Source organism: Mesorhizobium sp. LSJC269B00 (genome assembly GCF_000502815.1).
Lineage (GTDB): Bacteria > Pseudomonadota > Alphaproteobacteria > Rhizobiales > Rhizobiaceae > Mesorhizobium.
On sequence record NZ_AYVN01000001.1, the window covers coordinates 518,042 to 541,719 of the forward strand.

A 23,678-nucleotide genomic window follows, 5' to 3' on the forward strand; every position below is an offset into this window, starting at 1 on the left:
CACCGGGTCTTGCCACTGAGCGTCCAGAAACGCCGCGAAAAACAAAAAGCCGAACTGCGTTCCGAATTGCTCGACGCAGCCCACAAGCTCGTCAAGGAAGAAGGCTATGAAGGGCTGACCATCCGCAAGTTGGCCAAGCGGGTCGGCTATGCTCCGATGTCGGTCTATTCCTACTTCGCCGACAAGCAGGACATCCTGTTTGCGCTGGCCGAGGATGCCTTCGAAACACTTGCCCGCCGCATCGAGGAGCATCCTTCCGACGATCCGATCGAGGCCTTGCGTGCGGTGATGACCGAATATGCCGCCTTCGGGCTCGGCAACCCCAACGAATACCGCACCGTGTTCATGACCGAAAAGACCAAGCTGCCGGAAGGCAGAAGCTATGAGGACATGGAAGAGGCCAACCCGGCGATGAAAGCGCTGATATCCAGGGTCGAGGCCTGCGTTGCTGCAGGCAAGCTGCAGGGCGATCCGCGCGCCATCGCCACCATGCTTTGGGCAGTCGGCCACGGCACCATCTCGCTTTTGATCACGTTCCCGTTCTACCCCTTCGGCGATCCACAGGCTTTCGTGACGCGGATGTGCGATTTCACACTCGCCACGCTCAGCACCCAGAATGTGCCGCCGCTGACCGAGACCCCGGTCGACTGCTGAGCATCCCCGCCCCTCCAATTCAACGTCCGGCCTGACAGCTTCGGCTGTGTCAGTGCGACGCAATTTTCGGCATTCAAAAAAATTTGTCGTACGCGTACGTTTTCCGACTTGAAAACCCATCTCGGTGGACGTATGTGTACGTTGTATCGTACATGTACGAAAAGAATTTAACCGATGGAGACTGACATGAACAAAACCCTTCTCGCCCTCGCCACCGTGCTGGCTCTCTCCGGCTCGGCTTTCGCCGCCAACAACACACACTCGACCAAGCAGGCCGCCACCTGCGTCGACACCACGACCAATGCCAAGCTCGATTGCGCCGTGACCGGCTCGGTCGAAAAGTCCGACGTCAAGGCCAAGAGCCCGCGTCTCGGCATCGAGATCAACCCATGGATCGTGCCGAGCACGTTCTAAGTTGATCGGGCTCGACCACCGAACAGCACAACGACTAATTTAAGGGCGGCAGGATAATCCCGGCCGCCCGTTTTTTCCTCAGCGCCCCCATTTTCTCAGCGCAAGCCGGCTTTTCCTGAGTTCAAACCTGGCGTAGCCGAACGGTTATTTCTTGCGCGGTTTGCGACCCGGCACCGTCTTGGCCTTGCCGGGTCTTGCCGGCGCGCCTGGGATGGCGGTCGAGGTGATCGACACCGGATCGCTGGCCGGAAACGTGTCCTCGAGGCCTTCCTCGAGTTCCTCTTCGGCAGTCACCTCGTGATGCTGCTCATGTTCGAGTGAGCGCACGGCGGACGTCTTGCCAGCTGACTTCGGCGGCGCTTTCGACGGCATCGTATGTTCTCCCTGATGAGGGAAGCAGAACGGCTTGACCCGTCAAACGTTCCTACGCCGCCGCGTCGCTGGCTGCTTCCGACAGGAAAGTAAAGACATAGTCCGAGAAGGAACGCCAGCACTCGACCCGGAAAGCGTCGGCTGCCGTGCGCAACAGCAGGATTTCGCACTTGCCGAGAATGGTGCGCGACGCCGCGCCCACCGGAAAAGCCTCGAGCGACAAATCCTGCGGGCAGCCTGCATTGATCGCGGCGGCAGCCGCCGGGCCGGTGACGGCGAAGGCGACGTTGCGGTGCGAGATGCCGACCGCCGAATGCAATGCGGTCACCTTGGCGCAGTCGGCAAGCGGATCCTTGCCGGCTTCGTCGATCACAAACCATTCGTCCGGTCCGAGCCACAGCGCCGTGCGGCCACCCTTGGCCGCCGAGGTCTTCGGCTGCTTCGGCAAGGTCAGGCCGAGCGCCTTCGACAGCGCCGCGACGGAAGCCTCCGGCGCACGCAGCGACATGCGCTCCGCCGGCGGCAGCACCTCGACCTTGACATCCGTTGCGGAAACGACGCGTCCAGCCAGGGCCGGGCGGCGCTCGACCGACGGCGCTGCAGCTGGGGCCGTCTTCTTTGCAGCAGCCTTAGCCATTGAGGCGCCCTCCCGTCTCGTCGAAGAACACCATGCCGGTAACCTCCACTTCGATCACCCCGTTCGGCATCGGCACATAGAGCGTGTCGCCCATCCGGTCGCGCCCGCCGGCAACCAGCGCCAGCGCGATCGAGCGACCGCAATTTTCCGACCAGTAGCTGGATGTGACGTGACCGATCATCTTCATCGGGATCGCCTGCTTCGGGTCGGCGACGATCTGCGCGCCTTCCTCAAGCACCACTTTCGGGTCCTTGGTCTTCAAGCCGACCAGTTGCTTGCGGCCCTTGGCGACAAGGTCGGGCCGCGTCAGGCCGCGGATGCCGACGAAGTCGGTCTTCTTCTTGCCGACCGCCCAGTCGAGCCCGGCATCGTTCGGCGTCACCGTGCCGTCCGTGTCCTGGCCGACGATGATGTAGCCCTTTTCGGCGCGCAGCACGTGCATCGCCTCGGTGCCGTAAGCAGTCGCGCCATGCTTTTGGCCTTCGGCCCACAGCGCCTCCCAGACAGCCTGGCCGTGATCGGCCGGCACGTTGACTTCAAAACCGCGCTCGCCGGTGAACGACATGCGAAACAGCCTGGTCGGAACGCCGCAGATCTTGCCTTCGCGCACCGACATATGCGGCAGCGCCTCGTCCGACATGTCGATGCCTTCGACCAGCGGTGCAATGATGTCTCGCGACTTCGGCCCCTGCACGGCGATGACCGCCCATTGCTCGGTTATCGAGGTCAGCCAGACATTGAGATGCGGGAACTCGGTCTGGAGATAGTCCTCCATATGGTTCATGACGCGCGGCGCGCCACCCGTCGTGGTCGTCACATGAAAACGGTCCGGCGCCAGCCTGCCGACGACGCCGTCATCATAGATGAAACCATCCTCGCGCAGCATGATGCCATAGCGGCAGCGGCCGGGCTCAAGCTTCTCCCACGGATTGGTGTAGAGCAGTTCCATGAACCTGGCCGCATCCGGTCCGACCACTTCGATCTTGCCCAGCGTCGAGGCATCGAACAGGCCGGCATTGGTGCGCACAGCGACGCATTCGCGGTCGACCGCCTTGTGCATGTCCTCGCCGGGTTTGGGGAAATACCAGGCGCGCTTCCACTGGCCGACATCTTCGAACACCGCGCCTTGCGCTTCGGCCCAGGGATGGATCGCGGTCTTGCGTGTCGGGTCGAACAGCGGACCGCGCGAATGGCTGACGATCGCGCCGAAAGTGACAGGCGTATAGGGCGCGCGGAACGTGGTCAGCCCGACCTCGGGGATCGGCTTGCCAAGCGTCTCGGCGGCAATCGCCAGGCCGTGCATGTTGGAGGTCTTGCCCTGGTCGGTCGCCATGCCGTTGGTGGTGAAGCGCTTGACGTGCTCGATCGAGCGCATGCCTTCATGTACCGCCTGGCGGATGTCCTTGGCGGTGACGTCGTTCTGGAAATCGACGAAGGCCTTGACCGTCTTGTCCGGCCCGGCGCCGGGCGCCGCGCCCAGCATGCCGCGCGACCAGCTTTCCGACGCGTCGACCTTCGGCTTAACGCCCTTGGCCACTTTGCCGCCCGCATCCTTCGCCGCCTTGGCGCCGGCCGCATAGGCTTCGTCGATCGACGCCGAGAGCCCATCCGTGCCGTTGCAGGCGCCGACCGAAACGCAGTCCTGCGCATAGATGCCCGGCACGAAGCGCTTGGTCTCGTCATTGAACGCGACCTTTCCGCGCGACTGCGAGAACAGATGCACCGACGGCGTCCAGCCGGCCGACATCAGGATGGCATCGACCGGAATGGTGCGCTCGCCGCCCCCATTCTTCGGCTGAACCGTCATCGAGGTCACGCGCAACTTGCCGCCGGCGCGGATCACCGCGCGGCCGAAATTGACCTCGATGCCGAGCGCTCTCGCCTCGTCGATCACAGGTCCGGTCGGATGGTCGCGCAGGTCGACGATCGCCGCCACGTTGACGCCGGCCTTCTTCAGGTCGATCGCGGCGGAGTAGGCCGAGTCATTGGCGGTGTAGACGCCGACATTTTTGCCGACCGCGACACCGTACTGGTTGAGATAAGTCCGCGCCGCCGAGGCCAGCATGATGCCGGGCCGGTCATTGTCGGCAAACACGATATGGCGTTCGATGGCGCCGGTCGCCAGCACCACGCGCTTGGCGCGTACCTGCCATAGGCGCTCGCGCGGCAAATCGCGGCCGGGGTTTTGCAGATGGTCGCTGACCCGCTCGACCAGGCCGACGAAGTTCTGCGCGTAGTAGCCGAACGCCGTCGTGCGCGACAAAACGCGGACATTGTCCAGGGCGGTGAGCTTGGCCACCGCGCCTTGCGCCCAGGCATAACCGTCCTGGCCGTCGATCTTCGCCCCGCTCTCGAAGCGCAGGCTGCCGCCGAAGCCGGCCTGTTCATCGGCGAGGATGACACGCGCGCCGGTTTCGGCAGCGGCGAGCGCTGCCGCAATGCCGGCCGCACCGCCGCCCAGCACCAGTACGTCGCAATGCGCATAGCGCGACGAATAATGGTCGGGATCTGGCTTGTCAGGCGAAACGCCGAGGCCGGCCGCGGCGCGGATCTTCGGCTCGTAGAGGCTCTTCCAGGCTGCCTTCGGCCACATGAAGGTCTTGTAGTAGAAGCCGGCCGAAAACAGCGGCGATGCCAGATCGCTGACCGCGCCGACATCGAAGGCGAGCGAGGGCCAGCGGTTCTGAGATTGGGCGACAAGCCCGTCATAAAGTTCCTGCACGGTGGCGCGGATGTTCGGCGCCTTGCGCGCGGCGTCGCGCTTGACCTCGACCAGCGCGTTTGGCTCTTCCGCTCCGGCCGACAGGAAGCCGCGCGGACGGTGATACTTGAACGAACGTCCCACCAGATGCACGCCATTGGCAAGCAGCGCCGAGGCCAGCGTGTCGCCTTCGATGCCGGTGTAAGACTGGCCGTCGAAAGAGAACCGCGCGGTCTTGGCCTGGCTGAGACGGCCGGCGCTCGGAATGCGGAACGCGCCGCTCATTTGGAAGCCATTTCGTTGGAGTTTTTGGGCAGCTTGGACGGTTTCGGCTCGCCGGCTTTGTAAGTCATGACGAACTTGTCGGTGACGGTGTCGCGCACCGCGTTGAAGAAACGCGCGCAGCCATGGATGTGGCGCCAGCGCTCATAGATGATGCCCTTGGGGTTCGAGCGGATGAAGAAGAACTTTTCGAAGTCGTCGTCGCTCTCGCCCGCCATGTTGGCCGAACGCGCAATATGCGCCTCGCCGGCGTTACGGAACTCGAGCTCCGGGCGCTCTTCCTCGCAATAGGGGCAGCGGATGAGAAGCATTATCGTTCGTTCCTACAATTCGCCGTGGCCGACATGCGCGCCGGCCGGTTGGTTGCAAAGCCTCTGGCCCATCGCCGCAAAAGGCGCGACGAGCCGAATGCGCTCCTCTACACTTGCGGCGGGGCGAAACAGCTCGCGATACGCCATGTTGCCGATCGTGAGCTGAAACGGATCGGTCGTTACGATGACGCTGCGCGCATCGAATGTGTCGTCCTCGCCGAGATCGGAGGGCCTGTTCTCCATGAAGATGACCACCTTCTGGCCACCGCTCCACACGCATGCCAGAATGCCGGCGTCGATCGAAAACGGCCAATTGGCTTCGTTGCCGGCGCGGCTGATCGGCTGCGTCCGCACCTCGTCCGGTGACGGAAAATGGAACAGGTCCTGCTCCCCCGCCAGCACCAGCGGCACCGCTACAGCCAGTTCCACCATCATCAGTGCGCCACCGCCGCCGCTGCTGCCTCGTCGATGAGGCGCCCGGTGCGGAAGCGCTCGATGGTGAAGGGCGCGTTGATCGGATGCGGATCGTCCTTGGCAATCGTGTGGGCAAAGACATGGCCTGAGCCGGGCGTTGCCTTGAAGCCGCCCGTGCCCCAGCCGCAATTGACATAGAGGCCTGATACCGGCGTCTTGGCCAGGATCGGCGAACGGTCGGGCGTCACGTCGACGATGCCGCCCCACGAGCGCAGCATCTTCATGCGGGTGAAGATCGGGAACATCTCGCAGATGGCGTCCAGCGTATGCTGCAAAATGTGCAGGCCGCCGGTCTGCGAATAGGAGACATACTGGTCGGTGCCGGCGCCGATCACCAGCTCGCCCTTGTCGGACTGCGAGATGTAGGCGTGCACCGTGTTCGACATCACCACGCAAGGCACCACCGGCTTGACCGGCTCCGACACCAGCGCCTGCAGCGGATAGCTTTCCAGCGGCATGCGCACGCCGGCCATGTTCATGATCACCGAGGAGTGGCCTGCAGCCACCACGCCGACCTTCTTGGCGCCGATGAAGCCGCGCGTCGTGTCGACGCCCATGACCGCGCCATTGGCCGCCCGCTTGACGCCGGTGACCTCGCAATTCTGGATGATGTGCACGCCGCGCGCCGAAGCGCCGCGCGCATAGCCCCAGGCCACCGCATCGTGACGCGCCGTGCCGCCTCGCCGCTGCAAGGCGGCGCCGACGACGGGATAGCGCGCCTGCCTGGAAATGTTGAGCGGCGGGCAGAATTCCTTCGCCTGCTCAGGCGTCAGCCATTCATTGTCGATGCCGTTGAGACGGTTGGCATGGACATGGCGCTTCAGCACCTGGATGTCGTGCACATTGTGCGCCAGCATCATGACGCCGCGCGCCGAATACATGACGTTGTAGTTGAGTTCCTGGGAGAGCCCATCCCACAGCTTCAGCGCATGGTCGTAAATGCCGGCGCTCTCGTCGTAAAGGTAGTTGGAGCGGATGATGGTGGTGTTGCGCCCGGTGTTGCCGCCGCCTAGCCAGCCCTTTTCCAGCACCGCGACATTGGTGATGCCGTGCACGGTGGCGAGATAGTAGGCGGTGGCCAGGCCATGACCGCCGGCGCCGACGATGATGACGTCATATTCCTTCTTCGGCTCCGGCGAGGACCATTGTTCCTCCCAGCCCTTGTGGCCGCGCATGGCCTCGCGGGCGATGGCGAATACCGAATATTTTTTCAACGTTCCAGCCTCGCAAATGGCGATGGGGTATTTTACGCAGCCCCGGCGCGCGAGGTGTATCACTAGCGAAACGGCGCTTCCACCCTTGCGCTGTTTGCGACGGCGCTTGCCGTTTTGCGCCGCGGTGGAAAAGACCTGCCCGGGCTGGCAGGCATGGCTGCGTTCGGACACACTGGCGATCGCGAGACTCTGGAGGACGGATATGGGCAACGCCTGGTGGAATCTAACCTTGCGTTTCCTGCTGGAACTTGCCGCCTTGCTTGGCCTCGGCTTTGCCGGCTGGAGCCTCTCCGGCGGATGGTGGCGCTGGCTCTTCGCCTTGGCCTTGCCGTTCATTGCAGCTGCGCTGTGGGGAACCTTCGCGGTGCGCGGCGATCCGAGCCGGTCCGGACGCGCGCCGGTTCCTGTACCAGGCGCAGTCAGGCTGGTGCTTGAACTGGCCATCCTGTTTGGCGGTGCAGCCGGATTCTATGCCGCCGGTCACACAACCACGGGCGTTGTCATCACGCTGCTCATCGCCATCAGCTACGCATTTTCGCTCGATCGCCTCGGCTGGCTGCTGAAGCAATAGTCCGGCGCGCGGCGCTTGTGCCGCTGCGAAGCCATTCAGCAAGTCGAGCACGTATCGGGTGGCTAGCACCGTCCCGAACTGCGATCAACATCCCGGGTGCCGGCACAGCCGGCGCGATGAAAGGATGCAAAAAATGTTCGCACTCACCAATAAAATAGCGATCGTCACCGGCGCCAGTTCCGGCATCGGCCGCGCCACCGCAAAACTCTTCGCCGAAGAAGGCGCCAGGGTCGTCATCGCCGCCCGCCGCCAGGCCGAACTCGATGCGCTGGTCGTCGAAATCGAGGACGCCGACGGCACGGCAGTCGCGCTTGCCGGCGATGTCCGCGACGAAGCCTATGCAAAAGCCCTCGTCGATCTCGCCGTCGAAAAATTCGGCGGGCTCGATATCGCCTTCAACAATGTCGGCTCCGTCGGAACGATGGGTCCGATTTCGGAACTGTCGCTGGACGGATGGCGCGAGACGCTCGACGCCAATCTGACCAGCGCCTTTCTCGGCGCGAAATACCAGGTGCCGGCGATGGTCGAACGCGGCGGCGGATCGCTGATCTTCACCTCGACCTTCGTCGGTCACACAGTCGGCATGCCGGGCATGACCAGCTATGCCGCCAGCAAGGCCGGACTGATCGGCCTGACGCAGGTGCTGGCCGCCGAATACGGCCCCAGGGGCGTGCGGGTCAACGCGCTGATGCCGGGTGGCACCGACACCCCGTCGGCAACATTCAAGACGCCGGAATCACGCGCTTTCGTGGAAAACCTGCATGCCTTGAAACGTGTCGCTGTGCCTGAAGAGATCGCCCGCGCTGCGCTCTTCCTGGCATCGGATGCGTCGAGCTTCACCACAGGATCGGCGCTGTTTGCCGATGGCGGCGTCTCGATCACCCGGACGTGAAGCATTTCGCGGGTCATCGCCCGCGCCGATCAGCCATAGAACCCGAAACCGGACTTGCTTTTTCCTCGCGATTTGGCGATTCGGTTTCGGGTGAGGAGGACGGACATGCTGCTGATCAGGACCTATGTCGCCCAGAGCGCAATCGAAGGCGTCGGCGTGTTCGCCGCCGAGCCGATCAGGAAGGGCGCCTCGATCTGGCGGCTCGATCCGGATTTCGACCGGCTGATCCCGACGGACAAATACGAGGCGGCGCCGCCGCACCTCAAGGAATTGCTCGACCGCTATGCCTATCCGAGCCCCGACCGTCCCGGCTTCATGGTCTATGAAGTCGATAATGGCCGCTTCATGAACCACGCCGAGCGGCCGAACACGGATTTTTCGCAATATGGCGGCGCCACCGCCACTCGAGATATATCAGCCGGCGAGGAAATTACCTGCGATTACGGCGAATTCTTCGAGGATTTCGCACGGCTCCATCTGGCCAGCGCCTAGTTGGCGCCCTATCTCGGGGCTGCCGTGGCAAATTGGCGGTTGTCCTTCATTTCCAGTGTGGACAGCGCGGCCTGATTCTGCTATCAGCCGCCACAATTCGTGGTGTAAAGCGCCGCGGAGGCATGTGGCTATGGTCACTTGCCTGTTGATATCAAACCCGAAAGACAGGATTGCCCGTGCAGGTACTCGTCCGCGACAATAACGTTGATCAGGCGCTTCGCGCTCTCAAAAAGAAGATGCAGCGCGAAGGCATTTTCCGCGAAATGAAGATGCGCGGCCATTACGAGAAGCCTTCCGAGAAGCGCGCCCGTGAAAAGGCCGAAGCCGTTCGCCGCGCCCGCAAGCTGGCCCGCAAGCGCGCCCAGCGCGAAGGCCTGCTGCCGATGACGCCGCGCCCGGTTGCTGCCGGCGCCGCCGGTGGTCCTGGTGGTGCTCCGCGTCCGCCGCGGTTCTGACGCCAATTTTTCGTCCTTTTCGAAGGATACTCTGAGGTGGCGCGATGCGGAATCGCCGCCACCTTTTTGTTTGGAGCGCCGCCATTCTGTTGGAGGCCGTTCCCTTGAACGCGCAAACGGCGTTCTAGATTTTGTTACGACAATCTGTGACCCGGCCCGGAGGGGGACCTGGACGGCGCGGCTGAAGTGAGGACAGGGCAGACATGAACGCAATCGGCGTAGAGCGCAAAACCACAATGCGCGGTTTGGCCCTGGCGGCAGCCCTGATGTCCGGCCTGGTGCTTGCCGGTTGCCAGAGCGTTCCGACCGGCGAATTCAACAACATCGACAAGGCGCAAGGCTCAAGCGAGAACATCTCCTCGCTGTCGGCGGTGATCCAGCGCAATCCGCAGGATCCGGAAGGCTACAATGTGCGCGGCTCGGCCTATGGCCGTGGCGGCCAGTACCAGGCGGCGCTGAAGGATTTCGACACCGCCATCCAGCTCAACCCGAATTTCTACCAGGCCTATTCGAACCGGGCACTGATCCAGCGCTTCCTCGGCAACCAGGCGGCCGCCCTTGCCGACTACAACCGCTCGATCCAGATCAATGCAAATTATGACGCCGCCTATATCGGCCGCGGCAACCTCTATCGCAAGGCCGGCCAGACCCAGCAGGCCTTCAACGATTTCCAGAAGGCGATCCAGCTCGACACCACGGATGCCCGCGCCTATCACAATCGCGGCCTGATCTATCAAAGCCAGGGCCAGCACAAGTTTGCCATCGAGGATTTCTCGACCGCCATCTCCCTGGCGCCGGACGCGGCCGAACCCTATAACGGCCGCGGCCTCTCCTATCTCGCCATGAATGACGAGGACAACGCCTTCTCCGACTTCAACATGGCCATCAAGCTCGACGGCAAGAACGCCGAAGCCTGGTCCAACCAGGCGCTGATCTACGAGCGCCGCGGCGACAAGGTCAAGGCCTCGAAGGCCTACCGCGAAGCCGTCCATCTCGACCCGACCTACCAGCCGGCCAAGGACGGCCTGTCGCGCACATCGGGCGCCACCGCCGGCTGAGATGCAGCCGGCGCGCCGCCATCGGCGGCCTTTTATAACAACGTTCCATTCCTGATGCAGTGCGCCGCGTGAGCGGTTTCTCCCAAGGGAAAGCGCAGAGCGCTTCCCCTTGAGATTGCGTATCCAGAAAACCCCACTATCACCCAATCTTAACCACCAGGGGCAAAGCGTTAACCCCTGCCTTGATCGCGCCAAGTTTTCAGCGGAACGCTCCGGGCCATTCAACCGTTGTTGAAGGCATTTTCGAAAGGACTGACCCATGATCAAGAAAATCATCTGTGCCGCGGCACTTGCCACGACGCTGCTTGCCGTTCCCGCCAGCGCCGGCAAGCTTCAGCTCGGCACGCTCGATTGCACCATCGACGGCGGCGTCGGTTACGTCATCACGTCGAACAAGGGCGTCGACTGCACGTTCCGCCCTTATCACCATGGGCCGTCCGAGAAATACACGGGGATGATCTCCAAGCTCGGCGTCGATCTCGGCCAGACGCATCAGGGCCAGCTGGTGTGGGCGGTTCTGGCCGCCACCCGCGGCCATGACGAGGGCGACCTTGCCGGCCATTATTACGGCGTCAACGCCGAGGCGAGCGTGGTGACCGGCGGCGGCGCCAATCTGCTGGTCGGCGGGCTGGACGGCGCCTTTGTGCTGGAGCCGCTCAGCGTCCAGGCGCAGACCGGCGTCAATGTAGCGGTCGCCGTGACCTCCCTGGAGCTGATCCACTCGTTCAAATAAGCATGGGCAAATAAGGATCGACTGATCCCTCTACGCGCGGCGCGGAACAGGTTACTGTTTCGCGCCGCATGCTTTTTGGGGGATCCGCCGTGCTGAAACCAGCCATCGCCGCCGCTATCACCATCATCTGTACCGCCCAGGCCCAAGCGCAAGGCCAGGGTATCGAACTCGGTGTGCTCGATTGCGCCATCGGCGGCGGCACCGGCTTCATCTTCGGCTCCAGCAAGGATCTGAGCTGCACCTTCACGCCGGCCGACAAGAGCTTTTCGCCGGAAGCCTATTTCGGCGCCGTCAACAAATACGGGCTCGACATCGGCACCACCAAGCAGACCGTCATGCAATGGCTGGTGCTGACGCCGCTGAGGAACATCTATGCGCCCGGCGCGTTGGCCGGCGACTATATCGGCGCCAGCGCCGAAGTGACCGCGGCGGTCGGCGCCGGCGCCAATCTCCTGGTCGGCGGCTCCTCGCAGGCCTTCACCCTGCAGCCGCTCAGCCTGCAGACGCAGACCGGTATCAACATTGCGATCGGCGTCAGCCAGTTTCAGCTGCGCAGCATTGAGAACTGACCGGCGCATCAAGCGGAGAGGCTTCCGGCCAATCTCGACCGTTTGCACTTCGATAAAAAGCCACTTGAGCTCAACTGCGCTTGAGGTTTTACAACTCGCCTGACTGAAACAGCGCGCATGGCCCCGCCGGAAAGCCTGACTGGCTTCTGGCGCCATGCGCCGGCATCGAGATATGCAAAGGCAGGGTAAAAGAATGACTGGAATCACCAGCAACAAGGTCGACTGGCGGGCATTGTGGGCAAGCGGCGACCTCGCGCGCTTCTGCTTCATCAGCCTCGGCATCCTGCTGCACGCCACCAACGAGACGATGGTGGCGACGGTCATGCCGGCCATGGTCGGGGACCTCGCCGGTGTGCAGTTCGTCGGCTGGTCGCTGGCCGTCTACGAGCTCGGCGCCATTGTCGCCGGCGCAGCGGCCGGGCGGCTGGTCAGCTATGTCGCTCTACGCTCCAACGTCACGGTCGCCGCCCTGCTCTATGCCGTGGGCGCACTGATCTGCGCCACCGCGCCGTCCATGCCGGTGTTTCTTGGCGGCCGTCTGGTCGAGGGTCTCGGCGGCGGTGCGCTGGTGTCGCTGGCCTTCGTCTCGGTCGAGCGGCTGTTTAACCGCAGCATCTGGCCACAGCTGTTCGGCATAATGTCGGCGATCTGGGGCGTCGCCGCATTCAGCGGCCCGATGCTCGGCGCGATCATGGTCGAGCTCCTGTCCTGGCGCTGGGCCTTCGGCGTCTTCGTGCTGGGTGGCATTGCCATGGCATCGGCAAGCTTCATCGTCCTGAACACGCCGGAAGCGGCGAAGCCGCAGGCCGCCGCCGGCACATCGCCGCCCTTCCCCTATGCAGCACTTGGCTGCCTCGCCATCGCCGTCGTGCTGATCGCCACCGCAGGCGTCGACGTCGCCTTGCTGCGCTCGTCGCTGCTGCTGGCCCTCGGCCTCGCCGGCCTGGCGCTGTTCGTTTTCGTCGACGCCATGAAGCCGCAATCGCGACTGTTCCCGTCGGGCCTGTTCTCATGGCGCTCGCCGGTCGGCAGCGGCATGACCATGGTTGCCGCCTTCTCGGTGGCGACAGTCTCTTTTTCCATCTACGGGCCGCTTCTGCTTACCACGCTGCACGGCATCCCGATCCTGACCACAGGCTACATCATCGCCGCCGAATCGATCGCCTGGTCGATCCTGTCGATCGCCGTCGCCAATGCGCCGCTGCAGCGCGAACGGCAGATCCTCGTCATCGGCGCGCTGATGATTGCAGCCGGCCTCGCGGGTTTCGCCTATGCCATCCCCGCCGGCTCGATCCCGCTGATCCTGCTCTGCGCTTTGTTGCAAGGCGGTGGCTTCGGCGTGTCATGGCCCTTCCTGACCCGCATCATCGTCGCCTCGGCCCGCGACGGCGAGCAGACGATCGCCTCGGCCGCCGTGCCGACCATGCAGCGCATCGGCTACGCCGTGGGCGCCGCCATGGCCGGCATCATCGCCAATGCCAGCGGCTTTTCGGACGGACTGAACCGCGAGGCAGCAGCGCACGTCGCCGGCTGGCTGTACCTGGCCTTCGTGCCACTCGGCATTGTCGGTTGCCTGGCGGCGTTGAAGATGGCTTTGGCGGCACGCCGGCCGCAACTGGCGCCAGGCTGAGGGCACGGCCGATCGAGAATTTGGCGACAGCATTCCGCCGGCGCTGTCGGCGTCAAATGCCCTCGGCCACAAGGCTGCTTGCAAGACCATGGCCTGCCCGATTGCGGAACCGGCGGCCGCTCAGGCTTGCAAACGCTCGGCGATGAGCGCGGCGAGCCGCGCCGCCACCTCGCCCTTGCCCATCTCAGGCCATTCCTCGACACCGTCCTTCGAGACGATGCGCACCTTATTGCGGTCGCCGCCCATGACGCCGGTGGGGCCGACGCCGCTTTCATGCGAGACATCGTTGGCGACAATGAAATCGGCGCCCTTCTTCTTCAGCTTGGCCTCGGCATTCGCAATCAGGTCCTGCGTCTCGGCGGCGAAGCCGACAACCAGCCCCGGCCGTTGCCCGTGATGACCGACACTGGCGAGAATGTCGGGGTTTTCGACCATTTGCAGCGCCGGTGGGCCCTGGCCCGCCACCTTCTTGATCTTCTCGCCGGCCGTGCCAGCGGTGCGCCAGTCGGCGACGGCAGCTACGAAGACCGCGGCGTCCGCCGGCAACAACTGTTCGACGGCCGCCTTCATCTCGGCCGCGGTCTCGACATGTGTCGTCACAACGCCGGCCGGATCGGCAATGCTGACCGGACCGGAGACCAGGCGTACATCCGCGCCCAGTCTTGCCAGCGCTGCCGCAATCGCATGGCCCTGCTTGCCCGAAGAGCGGTTGGCGATGTAGCGCACCGGGTCGATCGGCTCATGCGTCGGCCCCGAGGTGACGATGATCCTGCGGCCGGCCAGCGGCTTCGGCCTGCTGTCGAGCAGTGCCTCGATCACTGCCACGATCTCCAGCGGCTCGGCCATGCGGCCCTCGCCCGCCTCGTTGCTTTCCGCCATCTCGCCCTTGGCCGGGCCGACGAAGGCGATGCCATCCTTGGCGAGCGTCGCCCGGTTGCGGCTCGTCGCGGCATGCGACCACATTTTCGGGTTCATCGCCGGCGCCATCAGCACCTTCTTGTCGGTGGCGAGCAGCACCGTCGAGGCCAGATCGTTGGCATGGCCGTTGGCGAGCTTGGCCATCAGATCGGCAGTGGCCGGCGCCACTACCAGAAGGTCGGCCTCGCGCGACAGGCGGATATGGCCGACATCGTGCTCGTCATTGCGGTCGAACAATTCGCTGAAGACATGGTCGGCCGAAAGCGCGCCGACCGAAAGCGTGGTGACGAACTCCTGCGCCGCCGATGTCATCACGACGCGCACCGCCGCACCGCGCTCGCGCAGCCGGCGGATCAGGTCCAGCGCCTTGTAGGCGGCGATGCCGCCGCCGATGATCAGCAGGATGCGCTTGCGGTCGAGGGTTTTGTGCGTTTTTGTGGATTGACCTCGCTCGGGCAGATCGATGTCAAAACCTCCATGAGGCTCAACCAAGCGGCGGATTGTTGCATAGAGGGTTTCGCTCTCGGGCATGCCGGCTTCCGCCGACAGCACGCTTTTGGCAAGCGCATCACGCGCCTCTTCCTCCATCGACACCCCGCGCGCCGCAGCGCGCTCACGCAATTTCTGCTTCACGTCGTCAGCTAGATTGCGGACAGTAATGGTGCCCATGACTTGCTCCGCGACATCAATAGCGCGACTGCAACGCTAGCACCACCGTTGCTAGCGTTGCAAGCGATCAGAGCAGCTTCCACGCGATGTAAACCAGCGTCAGCGCGATCACCCACAGCGCCAGCCGGCCCGAGCGGGTGTAACGGGCTTCGGCCTTGCCGATGGCGCGCGATGTCGCCTCGTCGAAGCGGAGGCCGTGCTCCGCCATAAAATCGATCTCGCGCGACAGCCGCTCGGTGCGGGCGGCAAGATCGGGCGCCTGGCGGGCCAGCGCCAGCAGCGCCTTGGCGCCGTCGCGCGCGTCCATCAGCAGGCCGCTCGGCCCGAGATTGCCGGCGATCCACTGGCCGACCACCGGCTCGGCCGTCTTCCACATGTTGAAGGCCGGGTCGAGCGTGCGTGCGACGCCTTCGACCACCACCATGGTCTTCTGCAACAGGATCAGTTCCGACCGCGTGGCCATATCGAACAGTTCGGTGACCTCGAACAGCAGCGTCAGAAGCTTCGCCATCGAGATGGTTTCAGCCGGCTGGCCATGGATCGGCTCGCCGATGGCCCGGATCGCCTGCGCAAAAGCCGCGACATTGTGCTGGCGCGGCACGTAGCCGGCCTCGAAATGCACCTCGGCGACGCGCAGATAGTCGCGCGTGATGAAGCCGTAGAGGATTTCGGCGAGGAACCGGCGCTCCTTCTTGCCCAGCCGTCCGGCAATGCCGAGATCGACGGCGACGATATTGCCATTGGCCTCGACGAACAGATTGCCTGGATGCATGTCGGCATGGAAGAAGCCGTCCCGCAGCGTGTGACGCAGGAACGACTGGATCAGGTTGGTGGCGATCGCCTTCAGATCGTGCCCCGCCGCAGCGAGGCCGGCGATGTCGTTCATCTTGACGCCGTCGACCCATTCCATGGTCAGCACATCGCGCCCGGTGCGCTCCCAGTCGACCGACGGCACGCGGAAGCCCGGATCGTCCTTGGTGTTTTCGCCCAGTTCCGAAAGTGCGGCCGCCTCGAGGCGAAGATCCATCTCGATCTTGGTGGTCTGCGCCAGCGTCTCGGTCACCTCGACCGGCCGCAGCCGGCGCGACGACGGGATGTATTTCTCCTGCAGCCGGGCGGCGAGGAAATAGCTTTCGAGATCCTGGAAGAAGCGGCGGCGCACGCCAGGCCGGATCACCTTCACCGCCACCTTGGTATCGACACCGTCATGCATGGCCTGCGCGGGATGGACCTGGGCGATGGAGGCCGCCGCGACCGGCCCGCCGAACTGCGTATAGAGTTCGCCGATCTTGCGCCCGAGCGAGCCCTCGATCGCCGCCACCGCTTCCGCCTGCGAAAAAGTGTGCATCTTGTCCTGCAGCATGGCGAGGTCGAGCGCCATGTCGTTGCCGACGACATCAGGCCGCGTCGCCAGGAACTGGCCGAGCTTGACGTAGGAGGGTCCGAGCCGGACCACCGCCTTGGCCAGCCGGTCGCTGCGCTCATAAGCGAGTGCGCGGCGGCGGGTGAAGAGCCGGGCCATGCGCCAGCCGAATTTCGGCAGGCCGCCGAGTTCGTCGCCCGGCAATGCTGCGATCACGCCTTCGCGAACCAGCACCCAGCCGGCCCGTGCGAGCCGAAAGGCGGCGCCGACGCTGCTCATCGCCTACCCTGCTGCTGCAAACTGTGGTGCCTCAAAGCTTCCAGCCCGAATGCAGGGCGGCAATGCCGCCGGAATAGTTGCGGAACGACACGCGCTCGAAGCCCGCGCGGGTGATCATGGCAACAAAGTTCTGCTGATTGGGAAATTTGCGGATCGATTCGACCAGGTAGGAATAGGGTTCGCCCTCGCCCGTCACCATCTTGCCGATCTGCGGAATGACGTTGAACGACCAGGCTTCGTAGACCTTGTCCAGCAGCGGCATCTCGACCTCGGAAAACTCCAGGCACAGGAACCGTCCGCCGGGCTTCAGCACGCGAAAGGCTTCCGTCAGCGCGACATCGATGCGCGGCACGTTGCGGATGCCGAATGCGATGGTGTAGGCGTCAAAGGTGCTATCGGTGAAAGGCAGTTCCTCGGCATTGGCCTCGACGAAATCGGTGTTGCCGGACAGGCCCTTTTTCTCCGCGCGGTCACGGCCGACGCTGAGCATCGAGCCGTTGATGTCGAGCACCGTGGCATGCGTGTTGCCATGGCTGGCGTCGACAATGCGGAAGGCGATGTCGCCGGTGCCGCCCGCCACGTCAAGCACTTTCCAGCCCGGACGTTTCGGCGGATTGAGCCATGTCACCATGGCATCCTTCCACAGCCGGTGCAGCCCGGCCGACATCAGGTCGTTCATCAGGTCGTAGCGGTTCGCCACCTTGTGGAAAACCTCATTGACCAGAGGCTGCTTGTCGCCTGGCCCTACCTTCTTGAAACCATAGGAGGTTTCCATGCCGCCCGCGGCCGTGGTTCTCTCAACTGACATTATTTTGATCCGTCATAAAACCGGCGGGACCATAGCCGATCGATGGTGCGGGCGCTATTGTTTAAGGCGCGGTGTTCGGCCGCGCTTCCAGGTGGTGGGCTTTACGGCCTGGACTGATGAGACGGGATAACTGCATGCCTTTGAAAGCAGAACTGCACTGCCACATCGAGGGGGCAGCGGCGCCCGAACTCGTCATCCGTCAGGCGCAGAAATACGGCAAGGACACCTCGCTTTATATCCAGAACGGCTCCTTCGTCTGGCATGATTTCACCTCGTTCCTGGCGGCTTATGATTTTTCCGCCGACCTGTTCCGCACCGAGGAGGATTATGCCCGCCTCGCCGACCATTATCTGACCAGCCTTGCCCGGGACGGCGCCATCTATTCCGAGGTCTTCACCTCGCCCGACCATGCCGTCAGGGCCGGCCTGTCGCCCAAGGCCTACACCGATGCGCTCGGCGAAGGCATGCTGCGCGCCAAAGCCAAGACCGGCATAGAGGGCCGCATGATCGTCACCGGCGTACGCCATGTCGGCGTCGAATCGATCGAGCAGGCGGCGCGTTTTGCCGCGCGCTGCGGAAATCCGCTGGTCACCGGCTTCGGCGTCGCCGGCGATGAACGCATGGGCGAGATGGAGGATTATGTCAGGGCCTTCGAGATCGCCCGTGAAGCGGGTCTTGGCATCACCATCCATGCCGGCGAGTTGACCGGCTGGGAGACGGTGCAGGCCGCACTCGACCATATCCGCCCGTCGCGCATCGGCCATGGCGTGCGCGCCATCGAAAACCCCGATCTGGTGCGGCGCATCGCCGATGAGGGCATCGTGCTGGAATGCTGCCCCGGCTCCAACATCGCGCTCAAGGTCTACGACAGTTTCGCCGATCACCCTTTCCCTGCGCTGCAGGCAGCCGGCTGCAAGGTGACGCTGAATTCTGACGACCCGCCCTATTTCTGGACTTCGCTGAAGCGCGAATACGACATCGCCGCCGAGCATTTCGCCATGAACGAAAAGGCGCTGGCCGCCGTCACCAGGACGGCGATCGAAGCGGCTTTCGTCGACAGGAAGACGAAAAGCGCGCTGCTTGCCCGGCTCGATGCGAAGAGGTGACTGGTGATTGGTGATTGGTGATTGGTTTGCCGGCGGTTCGGCCTGTCAACGGCAATGATCGATCCATCGGGACTCGCAAACCTGCTCACTATTCACTATTCACTATTCACCATTCACTGGAGCAACCCATGCAGGGCGTCACCGTCGTCGACCACCCGCTTGTCCAGCACAAGCTGACCATCATGCGCAAGAAGGAGACGTCGACCGCCGGCTTCCGGCGGCTGCTGCGCGAGATCTCGCTGCTGCTCGGCTACGAGGTCACCCGCAACCTCGAACTGACGACGACGACCATCGAAACCCCGATGGAAACCATGGAAGCGCCGACGCTGGAAGGCAAGAAGCTGGTCTTCGCCTCGGTGCTGCGCGCCGGCAATGGCCTGCTCGAAGGCCTGCTCGACTTGGTCCCGGCGGCCCGCGTCGCGCATGTCGGCCTCTACCGCGATCACGAAACGCTGGAGGCGGTGGAATATTTCTTCAAGGCGCCGAGCGATCTCGCCGACCGGCTGGTGATCGTCGTCGATCCGATGCTGGCGACCGCGAACTCGGCCATCGCGGCCATCGACAAGCTGAAGGAGCGCGGCGCCACCAACATCCGCTTCCTTTGCCTGCTGGCGGCGCCAGAAGGCATCGAGCGCTTCACCAAGGCGCATCCGGATGTCCCGGTCTTTACCGCTTCCATCGACCGCCAGCTCAACGAGAAGGGCTACATCATGCCCGGCCTCGGCGATGCCGGCGACCGCATGTACGGAACCAAATGACGGCGGCTGGCAAGGCCAGCTGACATCCAGTCGTTTACCGCCCGTTTACGCAAAGCCGCGGTTTCGGGTTGGCGTTAAATCGGCACACACCATACGTGGGCAAGAATGGGCCTTCACGAAGGTCCATTCATGCTGCGCAAGCTTCTCATTCTGGGCGTGTTCGCCGGAACGTCGGCATCGATCCCGATCGTCTATCAGTCGAACCCGCAGATTCTCGACAACCTGTTGAAGTCGACCGTCGCCGGCAAGCCGCAACCGCAGCCCGAGCTGAGCCTCGCCTCGGTTCCCGACAAGCCGGCCGCACCGCTGCCCACCGGTCGCAAGGTCCTGGTGGCGGCCGACGAGCGCGGCCATTTCACCTCCGCCTTCAAGCTCAACGGCCGCCAGGTCGACGGCATGATCGACACCGGCGCCACTTTGGTCGCCATCAACACCTCGACGGCGCGCCGCATCGGCATCTCGCTCAACCCGTCGGACTTCAACCAGCAGGTCAACACCGCCAATGGCGCGATCAGGGCCGCTGTGGTCAACATCGACCGCCTGCAGATCGGCAAGATCAGCGTCGACAACATCCAGGCCGTGGTCCTCGACGACAAGGCGCTGCGCACCAACCTGATCGGCATGAGCTTTTTGCAGCGGCTGGCAAAATACCAGGTCGAAAACGGCACACTGTTGCTGGTGCAGTAGCGCCTTCCGCTACCCGCGCGGCAGCACGCGCCGGATGACAGTCTTGTCGGCGGCTGGTTTCGACGCCCCGATCGTATAGGCCGAAAGCACGGCGGCTGCGGCCGCTTCGGCCTCCGCTTGCGTGCGGGCGTGGACGAGCGCCAGCGGCTCGCCGGTCCGCACCTCGGCGCCGAGCGGCAGCAGCCTGGTGATGCCGACCGCATGGTCGATCCTGTCGTCCGGCCGCGTACGCCCGCCACCGAGCCCGACCACGGCAAGGCCGATATCGCGGGTGGCAATGCCGGTGGCAAAGCCGTTGCCTGCCGCCTTGACCGCAAACTCCACCGCCGCTTTCGGCAGGTATTTTTCCGGCTTCTCGACGAAATCGGCGGGACCGCCAAGGGCTGCGACCATACGCGCGAAGGCGGCTGCCGCGCGGCCGCCGGCCAGCGTCTCGGCCGCGCGCCTGAGACCGTCCTGATTGGACGACGCCAGCCCTGCCGATTGCAGCATCTCGGCGGCCAGCGCCAGCGTCACATCCTCCAGTCGCTTGTCGCGGAACCTTCCGGTGAGGAAATCGACGGCGTTGCGCACCTCGACCGCGTTGCCGGCCGCCGACGCCAGCGGCTCGTTCATACCGGTGACCAGCGCCGAGGCCTTCAGGCCGGCGCCGTTGGCGATCTCGACCAGGCTGTTGGCCAGTGCTGTCGCGTCGCGCGACTTCTCCATGAAGGCGCCATTGCCGACCTTGACGTCGAGCACCAGCGACCGCAGGCCGGCCGCGAGTTTCTTCGACAGGATAGAGGCAGTGATCAGCGGCACCGATTCCACCGTTCCGGTCACATCGCGGATCGCATAGAGGCGACGGTCGGCGGGCGCGAGATCGGCGGTCTGGCCGATGATGGCACAGCCGGTCTCGAGCACGGTCTTGCGGAAGCGCGCGATATCCGGCTGGCTGATATAGCCTGGGATGGCATCCATTTTGTCCAGCGTGCCGCCGGTATGCCCAAGGCCCCTGCCGGAGATCATCGGCACATAGGCGCCGCAAGCGGCGACGATCGGCGCCAGCATCAGCGAGACATTGTCGCCGACGCCGCCGGTCGAATGTTTGTCGGTGACCGGACCCGGCAGGTCCGACCAGTCGAGCACATCGCCGGAATCGCGCATGGCGAGCGTCAGCGCCACCGCCTCGTCGCGGTTCATGCCGTTGAAGAACACGGCCATGGCGAAGGCGCCGACCTGGCCGTCCGAGACGCTGCCCGAAGTCACGCCCGCGACGAAGGCCGAAATCTCCTGCGGGGACAGTTTCTGGCCGTCGCGCTTGCGGCGGATGATTTCCTGCGGAAGCATCAGGCAGCGCCCTTCGGCTCCGGCAACCCATCCTGGAACACATGCGCAAGGATCGTCGCCAGCCGTGCGCCGCCGATCGGCGCCATGTCCTTGGTCTCCTGGTGCGACAGTTCCGCCCCGGTCATCCCGGCGGCGAGATTGGTGATCACCGAACAGGCGGCTACGCGAAGCCCAAGGAAGCGGGCGAGAATGACCTCCGGCACGGTCGACATCCCTACCGCATTGGCGCCCATGACGCGCGCCATGCGGATTTCAGCAGGGGTTTCGAAACACGGACCGGAAAACCACATATAGACGCCCTTGTGCAGCGCCGTCCCTGTCGCCTTCGCCGCCCGTTCGATCGCCGCGCGCAAGCCGGCATCATAGGCTTCGGTCAGGCCGACGAAGCGGCGGTCGCTCGGTTCGCCGATCAGCGGGTTGGAGCCGGAGAAATTGATGTGATCGGTGATCAGCATCACCGATCCTGGCAGCATGTCGGGATCGACCGAGCCGGCGGCATTGGTAAGGATCAGCTTGGTGATGCCGATGCCGGCAAGCACCTCCAGCGCCGGCCGCATTGCAGCAGCAACGCCGTGCTCGTAGTAATGGGCGCGGCCGGACAGCATCAGCACCGGCGTGCCGGCGAAAAGCCCCGCGACCACCTCGCCGGCATGGCCAGTCACCCCGCTGCGGGGGAAACCCGGCAGGTCGGCATAAGAGATGCGCACGGCATTCTCGACCTGGTCGACAAGCCCGCCAAGGCCCGACCCCAGCACCATCGCCGTTGTTGGCGCCAACCCGTCCAGTCTTTCAACGAGGTGGTCCAGAGCTTCCTTCATATCAGCCAACTCTCACTTCAAAATGTCGCCACGAAACCCGTAGGGCAGCATGTCGCCCATGGTCACGGTCTCGACCACGCCGGTGTTGTCGCAAAGATAGAGCTTTGTGTCCGGCCGGCAGAATTCCGCCAGCCTTTGCCGGCAGCCGCCGCAGGGCGAGCATTTGGCCATGCGTGAGGCAATGACGGCGATTTCCACAATCTTGCCGCCACCGCCCATGATGTAATGGCCGAGCGCCGTGGTCTCGGCGCACCAGCCTTCCGGATAGGACGCGACCTCGATGTTGGCGCCGGTGAAGACACGGCCGTCTTCGGTGCGCAACGCCGCACCCACCGGAAACTTCGAATAGGGCGCGTAGGCCTTGGCCATGGCCTCCTGCGCGGCTTCGAACAGATCATGCGACATCTAGACGTTCTCTCCGACGATCGTGTTCAAAACCCGGCCATTTGCGTTTCCTGGCGCCTTTCGAGCACCAGCCGCATGTTCGACACAGTGCTCCTGGGCGCCCGGATCAACGTTCCTTGACATAGGGCACGCCGCCGGCGCGCGGCGGGATCGCCTTGCCGATGAAGCCGGCAAGCAGGATCACGGTCAGCACATAGGGCAGCGCCTGCATGAACTGCACCGGCACCTTGCCGATCAACGGTAGCGGCGAACCCTGCAGGCGGATCGCCGCCGCGTCGAGGAAGCCGAACAGAAGGCAGGCGAACATAGCGTTGACCGGTCGCCATTTGGCAAAGATCAGCGCCGCCAGTGCGATGTAGCCCTTGCCCGCGGTCATGTCCTTCACGAAGCCGCCATTCTGCACCATCGAGAGGTAGGCGCCGGCAATGCCGGTCAGCACACCGGTGCAGATCAGCGCCCGGTAGCGCAGCCAGGCGACCGAGATGCCGGCGGTGTCGACGGCGGCCGGGTTCTCGCCGACGGCGCGCAGGCGCAGGCCGAAGCGGGTTCGAAACAACACCCACCAGGTGAACGGCACCATGGCGAAAGCGAGATAGACCAGAATCGAATGGCCAGAGAGCAGCTCGGAATAGATCGGCCCAATGATGGGCACATCGTGGATCGTGGCAGCACCAGGCAGAGTGATGGCCTCGAAACGCTCGCCCGGCTGCAGCGCCGGCGTTCGCCCGCCCTGCTGGAACCAGGCCTGGCCCAGAATGATGGTCGAGCCGGCGGCGACGAAGTTGATGGCCACACCGGAGACGATCTGGTTGCCGCGATGGGTGATCGAGGCGAAGCCGTGCACCAGGGCAAAGGCGACCGACATCACGATCGCCATGCCGAGACCGAGGAAGGCCGAATGGAAGACCGAAGCGGCGGCCGCACCTGCAAAGGCGCCGACCAGCATCTTGCCTTCCAGCCCGATGTCGAAAACGCCGGCGCGTTCCGAATAGAGGCCGGCGAGGCAAGCGAGTAGCAGCGGCACCGACAGGCGTATGGTCGAGTCCAGGATCTGCACGATGGCGATGAAGACGTCCATC

The 23,678-nt window shown here is 64.1% G+C and carries 26 protein-coding genes; 13 read left to right on the forward strand and 13 right to left on the reverse strand.

All coding sequences use genetic code 11. The annotated features are described in order from the left end of the window. The first annotated feature begins 9 nt into the window (after positions 1–9). Both X771_RS162305 and X771_RS162300 read left to right on the forward strand, forming a co-directional pair. Positions 10–654: a TetR/AcrR family transcriptional regulator gene (locus tag X771_RS162305; RefSeq protein WP_023671149.1), complete on the forward strand. Its 645-nt coding sequence runs from the start codon at positions 10–12 to the stop codon at positions 652–654. Between the two features lie 186 nt (positions 655–840). Continuing rightward, entirely contained in the window at positions 841–1,068 is a 228-nt protein-coding gene (locus tag X771_RS162300) for a hypothetical protein (protein ID WP_023686456.1), read from the forward strand. 144 nt (positions 1,069–1,212) lie between these two features. Here X771_RS162300 and X771_RS162295 read toward each other — a convergent pair whose 3' ends face one another. The 6 genes from X771_RS162295 to X771_RS162270 are packed head-to-tail and all read right to left on the reverse strand — an operon-like array spanning position 1,213 to position 7,059. Then, positions 1,213–1,440 (reverse strand): hypothetical protein, encoded by a 228-nt coding sequence (locus tag X771_RS162295; protein ID WP_023671147.1) that lies wholly within the window; start codon positions 1,438–1,440, stop codon positions 1,213–1,215. A 52-nt stretch (positions 1,441–1,492) separates the two neighbouring features. Next, entirely contained in the window at positions 1,493–2,077 is a 585-nt protein-coding gene (locus X771_RS162290) for a sarcosine oxidase subunit gamma (protein WP_023686457.1), read from the reverse strand. Beyond that, the gene (locus X771_RS162285) at positions 2,070–5,063 is read right to left on the reverse strand and encodes a sarcosine oxidase subunit alpha (RefSeq protein WP_023686458.1); all 2,994 of its coding nucleotides are present in this window, start codon (positions 5,061–5,063) and stop codon (positions 2,070–2,072) included. The genes X771_RS162290 and X771_RS162285 overlap by 8 nt, the downstream gene beginning before the upstream one ends. Beyond that, positions 5,060–5,371 carry a sarcosine oxidase subunit delta gene (locus X771_RS162280; RefSeq protein WP_023683197.1) on the reverse strand — a complete coding sequence of 104 codons (312 nt, stop codon included), beginning with the start codon at positions 5,369–5,371 and terminating at the stop codon, positions 5,060–5,062. Before X771_RS162280 ends, X771_RS162285 begins: the two co-directional genes overlap by 4 nt. A gap of 12 nt (positions 5,372–5,383) precedes the next feature. Then, entirely contained in the window at positions 5,384–5,806 is a 423-nt protein-coding gene (locus X771_RS162275) for a hypothetical protein (protein WP_023686459.1), read from the reverse strand. Then, positions 5,806–7,059, reverse strand: a complete 1,254-nt coding sequence (locus X771_RS162270; RefSeq protein ID WP_023686460.1) for a sarcosine oxidase subunit beta — start codon at positions 7,057–7,059, stop codon at positions 5,806–5,808. Before X771_RS162270 ends, X771_RS162275 begins: the two co-directional genes overlap by 1 nt. A 202-nt stretch (positions 7,060–7,261) precedes the next feature. Here X771_RS162270 and X771_RS162265 point away from each other — a divergent pair, with 202 nt between their 5' ends. The 8 genes from X771_RS162265 to X771_RS162230 all read left to right on the forward strand — a co-directional run bounded on the left by X771_RS162265 (position 7,262) and on the right by X771_RS162230 (position 13,459). Further along, positions 7,262–7,630 carry a YrdB family protein gene (locus X771_RS162265; protein ID WP_023671141.1) on the forward strand — a complete coding sequence of 123 codons (369 nt, stop codon included), beginning with the start codon at positions 7,262–7,264 and terminating at the stop codon, positions 7,628–7,630. Positions 7,631–7,763: 133 nt separating this feature from the next. Then, positions 7,764–8,522: an SDR family oxidoreductase gene (locus X771_RS162260; protein WP_023671140.1), complete on the forward strand. Its 759-nt coding sequence runs from the start codon at positions 7,764–7,766 to the stop codon at positions 8,520–8,522. A 105-nt stretch (positions 8,523–8,627) separates the two neighbouring features. Next, the gene (locus tag X771_RS162255; RefSeq protein ID WP_023686461.1) at positions 8,628–9,014 is read left to right on the forward strand and encodes an SET domain-containing protein-lysine N-methyltransferase; all 387 of its coding nucleotides are present in this window, start codon (positions 8,628–8,630) and stop codon (positions 9,012–9,014) included. Positions 9,015–9,190: 176 nt separating this feature from the next. Next, a complete protein-coding gene (gene rpsU, locus X771_RS162250; protein WP_023671138.1) occupies positions 9,191–9,469 on the forward strand; it encodes a 30S ribosomal protein S21 in 279 nt (92 codons plus the stop codon). A gap of 203 nt (positions 9,470–9,672) precedes the next feature. Then, a complete protein-coding gene (locus X771_RS162245) occupies positions 9,673–10,527 on the forward strand; it encodes a tetratricopeptide repeat protein (protein ID WP_023686462.1) in 855 nt (284 codons plus the stop codon). A 259-nt stretch (positions 10,528–10,786) separates the two neighbouring features. After that, positions 10,787–11,260: a DUF992 domain-containing protein gene (locus tag X771_RS162240; RefSeq protein ID WP_023671136.1), complete on the forward strand. Its 474-nt coding sequence runs from the start codon at positions 10,787–10,789 to the stop codon at positions 11,258–11,260. Positions 11,261–11,349: 89 nt separating this feature from the next. Beyond that, positions 11,350–11,829, forward strand: a complete 480-nt coding sequence (locus X771_RS162235) for a DUF992 domain-containing protein (protein ID WP_023671135.1) — start codon at positions 11,350–11,352, stop codon at positions 11,827–11,829. A 193-nt stretch (positions 11,830–12,022) separates the two neighbouring features. Then, positions 12,023–13,459 (forward strand): MFS transporter, encoded by a 1,437-nt coding sequence (locus tag X771_RS162230; RefSeq protein ID WP_023686463.1) that lies wholly within the window; start codon positions 12,023–12,025, stop codon positions 13,457–13,459. A gap of 120 nt (positions 13,460–13,579) precedes the next feature. On the opposite strand, the gene coaBC is transcribed toward X771_RS162230, so the two are convergent. From coaBC to ubiE, 3 genes are all read right to left on the reverse strand, one after another. After that, on the reverse strand, positions 13,580–15,046 hold the full coding sequence (gene coaBC / locus X771_RS162225) for a bifunctional phosphopantothenoylcysteine decarboxylase/phosphopantothenate--cysteine ligase CoaBC (RefSeq protein ID WP_023686464.1): 1,467 nt from the start codon (positions 15,044–15,046) through the stop codon (positions 13,580–13,582). A 67-nt stretch (positions 15,047–15,113) separates the two neighbouring features. Beyond that, positions 15,114–16,688, reverse strand: coding sequence for a 2-polyprenylphenol 6-hydroxylase (gene ubiB / locus X771_RS162220; RefSeq protein ID WP_023671132.1), 1,575 nt, complete (start codon positions 16,686–16,688; stop codon positions 15,114–15,116). 31 nt (positions 16,689–16,719) lie between these two features. Next, on the reverse strand, positions 16,720–17,496 hold the full coding sequence (ubiE, locus tag X771_RS162215) for a bifunctional demethylmenaquinone methyltransferase/2-methoxy-6-polyprenyl-1,4-benzoquinol methylase UbiE (protein WP_023683188.1): 777 nt from the start codon (positions 17,494–17,496) through the stop codon (positions 16,720–16,722). Between the two features lie 134 nt (positions 17,497–17,630). On the opposite strand from ubiE, the gene X771_RS162210 reads away from it, so the two are divergent. The 3 genes from X771_RS162210 to X771_RS162200 all read left to right on the forward strand — a co-directional run bounded on the left by X771_RS162210 (position 17,631) and on the right by X771_RS162200 (position 20,047). Continuing rightward, positions 17,631–18,602, forward strand: a complete 972-nt coding sequence (locus X771_RS162210; RefSeq protein WP_023686465.1) for an adenosine deaminase — start codon at positions 17,631–17,633, stop codon at positions 18,600–18,602. A gap of 128 nt (positions 18,603–18,730) precedes the next feature. Then, positions 18,731–19,360 carry a uracil phosphoribosyltransferase gene (upp, locus tag X771_RS162205; protein ID WP_023671129.1) on the forward strand — a complete coding sequence of 210 codons (630 nt, stop codon included), beginning with the start codon at positions 18,731–18,733 and terminating at the stop codon, positions 19,358–19,360. Positions 19,361–19,489: 129 nt separating this feature from the next. Continuing rightward, positions 19,490–20,047, forward strand: a complete 558-nt coding sequence (locus X771_RS162200) for a TIGR02281 family clan AA aspartic protease (RefSeq protein ID WP_023686466.1) — start codon at positions 19,490–19,492, stop codon at positions 20,045–20,047. 9 nt (positions 20,048–20,056) lie between these two features. Here the strand turns inward: X771_RS162200 and deoA are convergent, their stop codons facing one another. The 4 genes from deoA to X771_RS162180 all read right to left on the reverse strand — a co-directional run bounded on the left by deoA (position 20,057) and on the right by X771_RS162180 (position 23,677). Further along, the gene (deoA, locus tag X771_RS162195; protein ID WP_023686467.1) at positions 20,057–21,376 is read right to left on the reverse strand and encodes a thymidine phosphorylase; all 1,320 of its coding nucleotides are present in this window, start codon (positions 21,374–21,376) and stop codon (positions 20,057–20,059) included. Beyond that, on the reverse strand, positions 21,376–22,194 hold the full coding sequence (locus tag X771_RS162190; protein ID WP_023686468.1) for a purine-nucleoside phosphorylase: 819 nt from the start codon (positions 22,192–22,194) through the stop codon (positions 21,376–21,378). Before X771_RS162190 ends, deoA begins: the two co-directional genes overlap by 1 nt. 12 nt (positions 22,195–22,206) lie before the next feature. Continuing rightward, positions 22,207–22,599 (reverse strand): cytidine deaminase, encoded by a 393-nt coding sequence (cdd, locus tag X771_RS162185; RefSeq protein WP_023683183.1) that lies wholly within the window; start codon positions 22,597–22,599, stop codon positions 22,207–22,209. A 106-nt stretch (positions 22,600–22,705) separates the two neighbouring features. Continuing rightward, positions 22,706–23,677: an ABC transporter permease gene (locus tag X771_RS162180; protein WP_023686469.1), complete on the reverse strand. Its 972-nt coding sequence runs from the start codon at positions 23,675–23,677 to the stop codon at positions 22,706–22,708. Position 23,678: the final 1 nt, after the last annotated feature.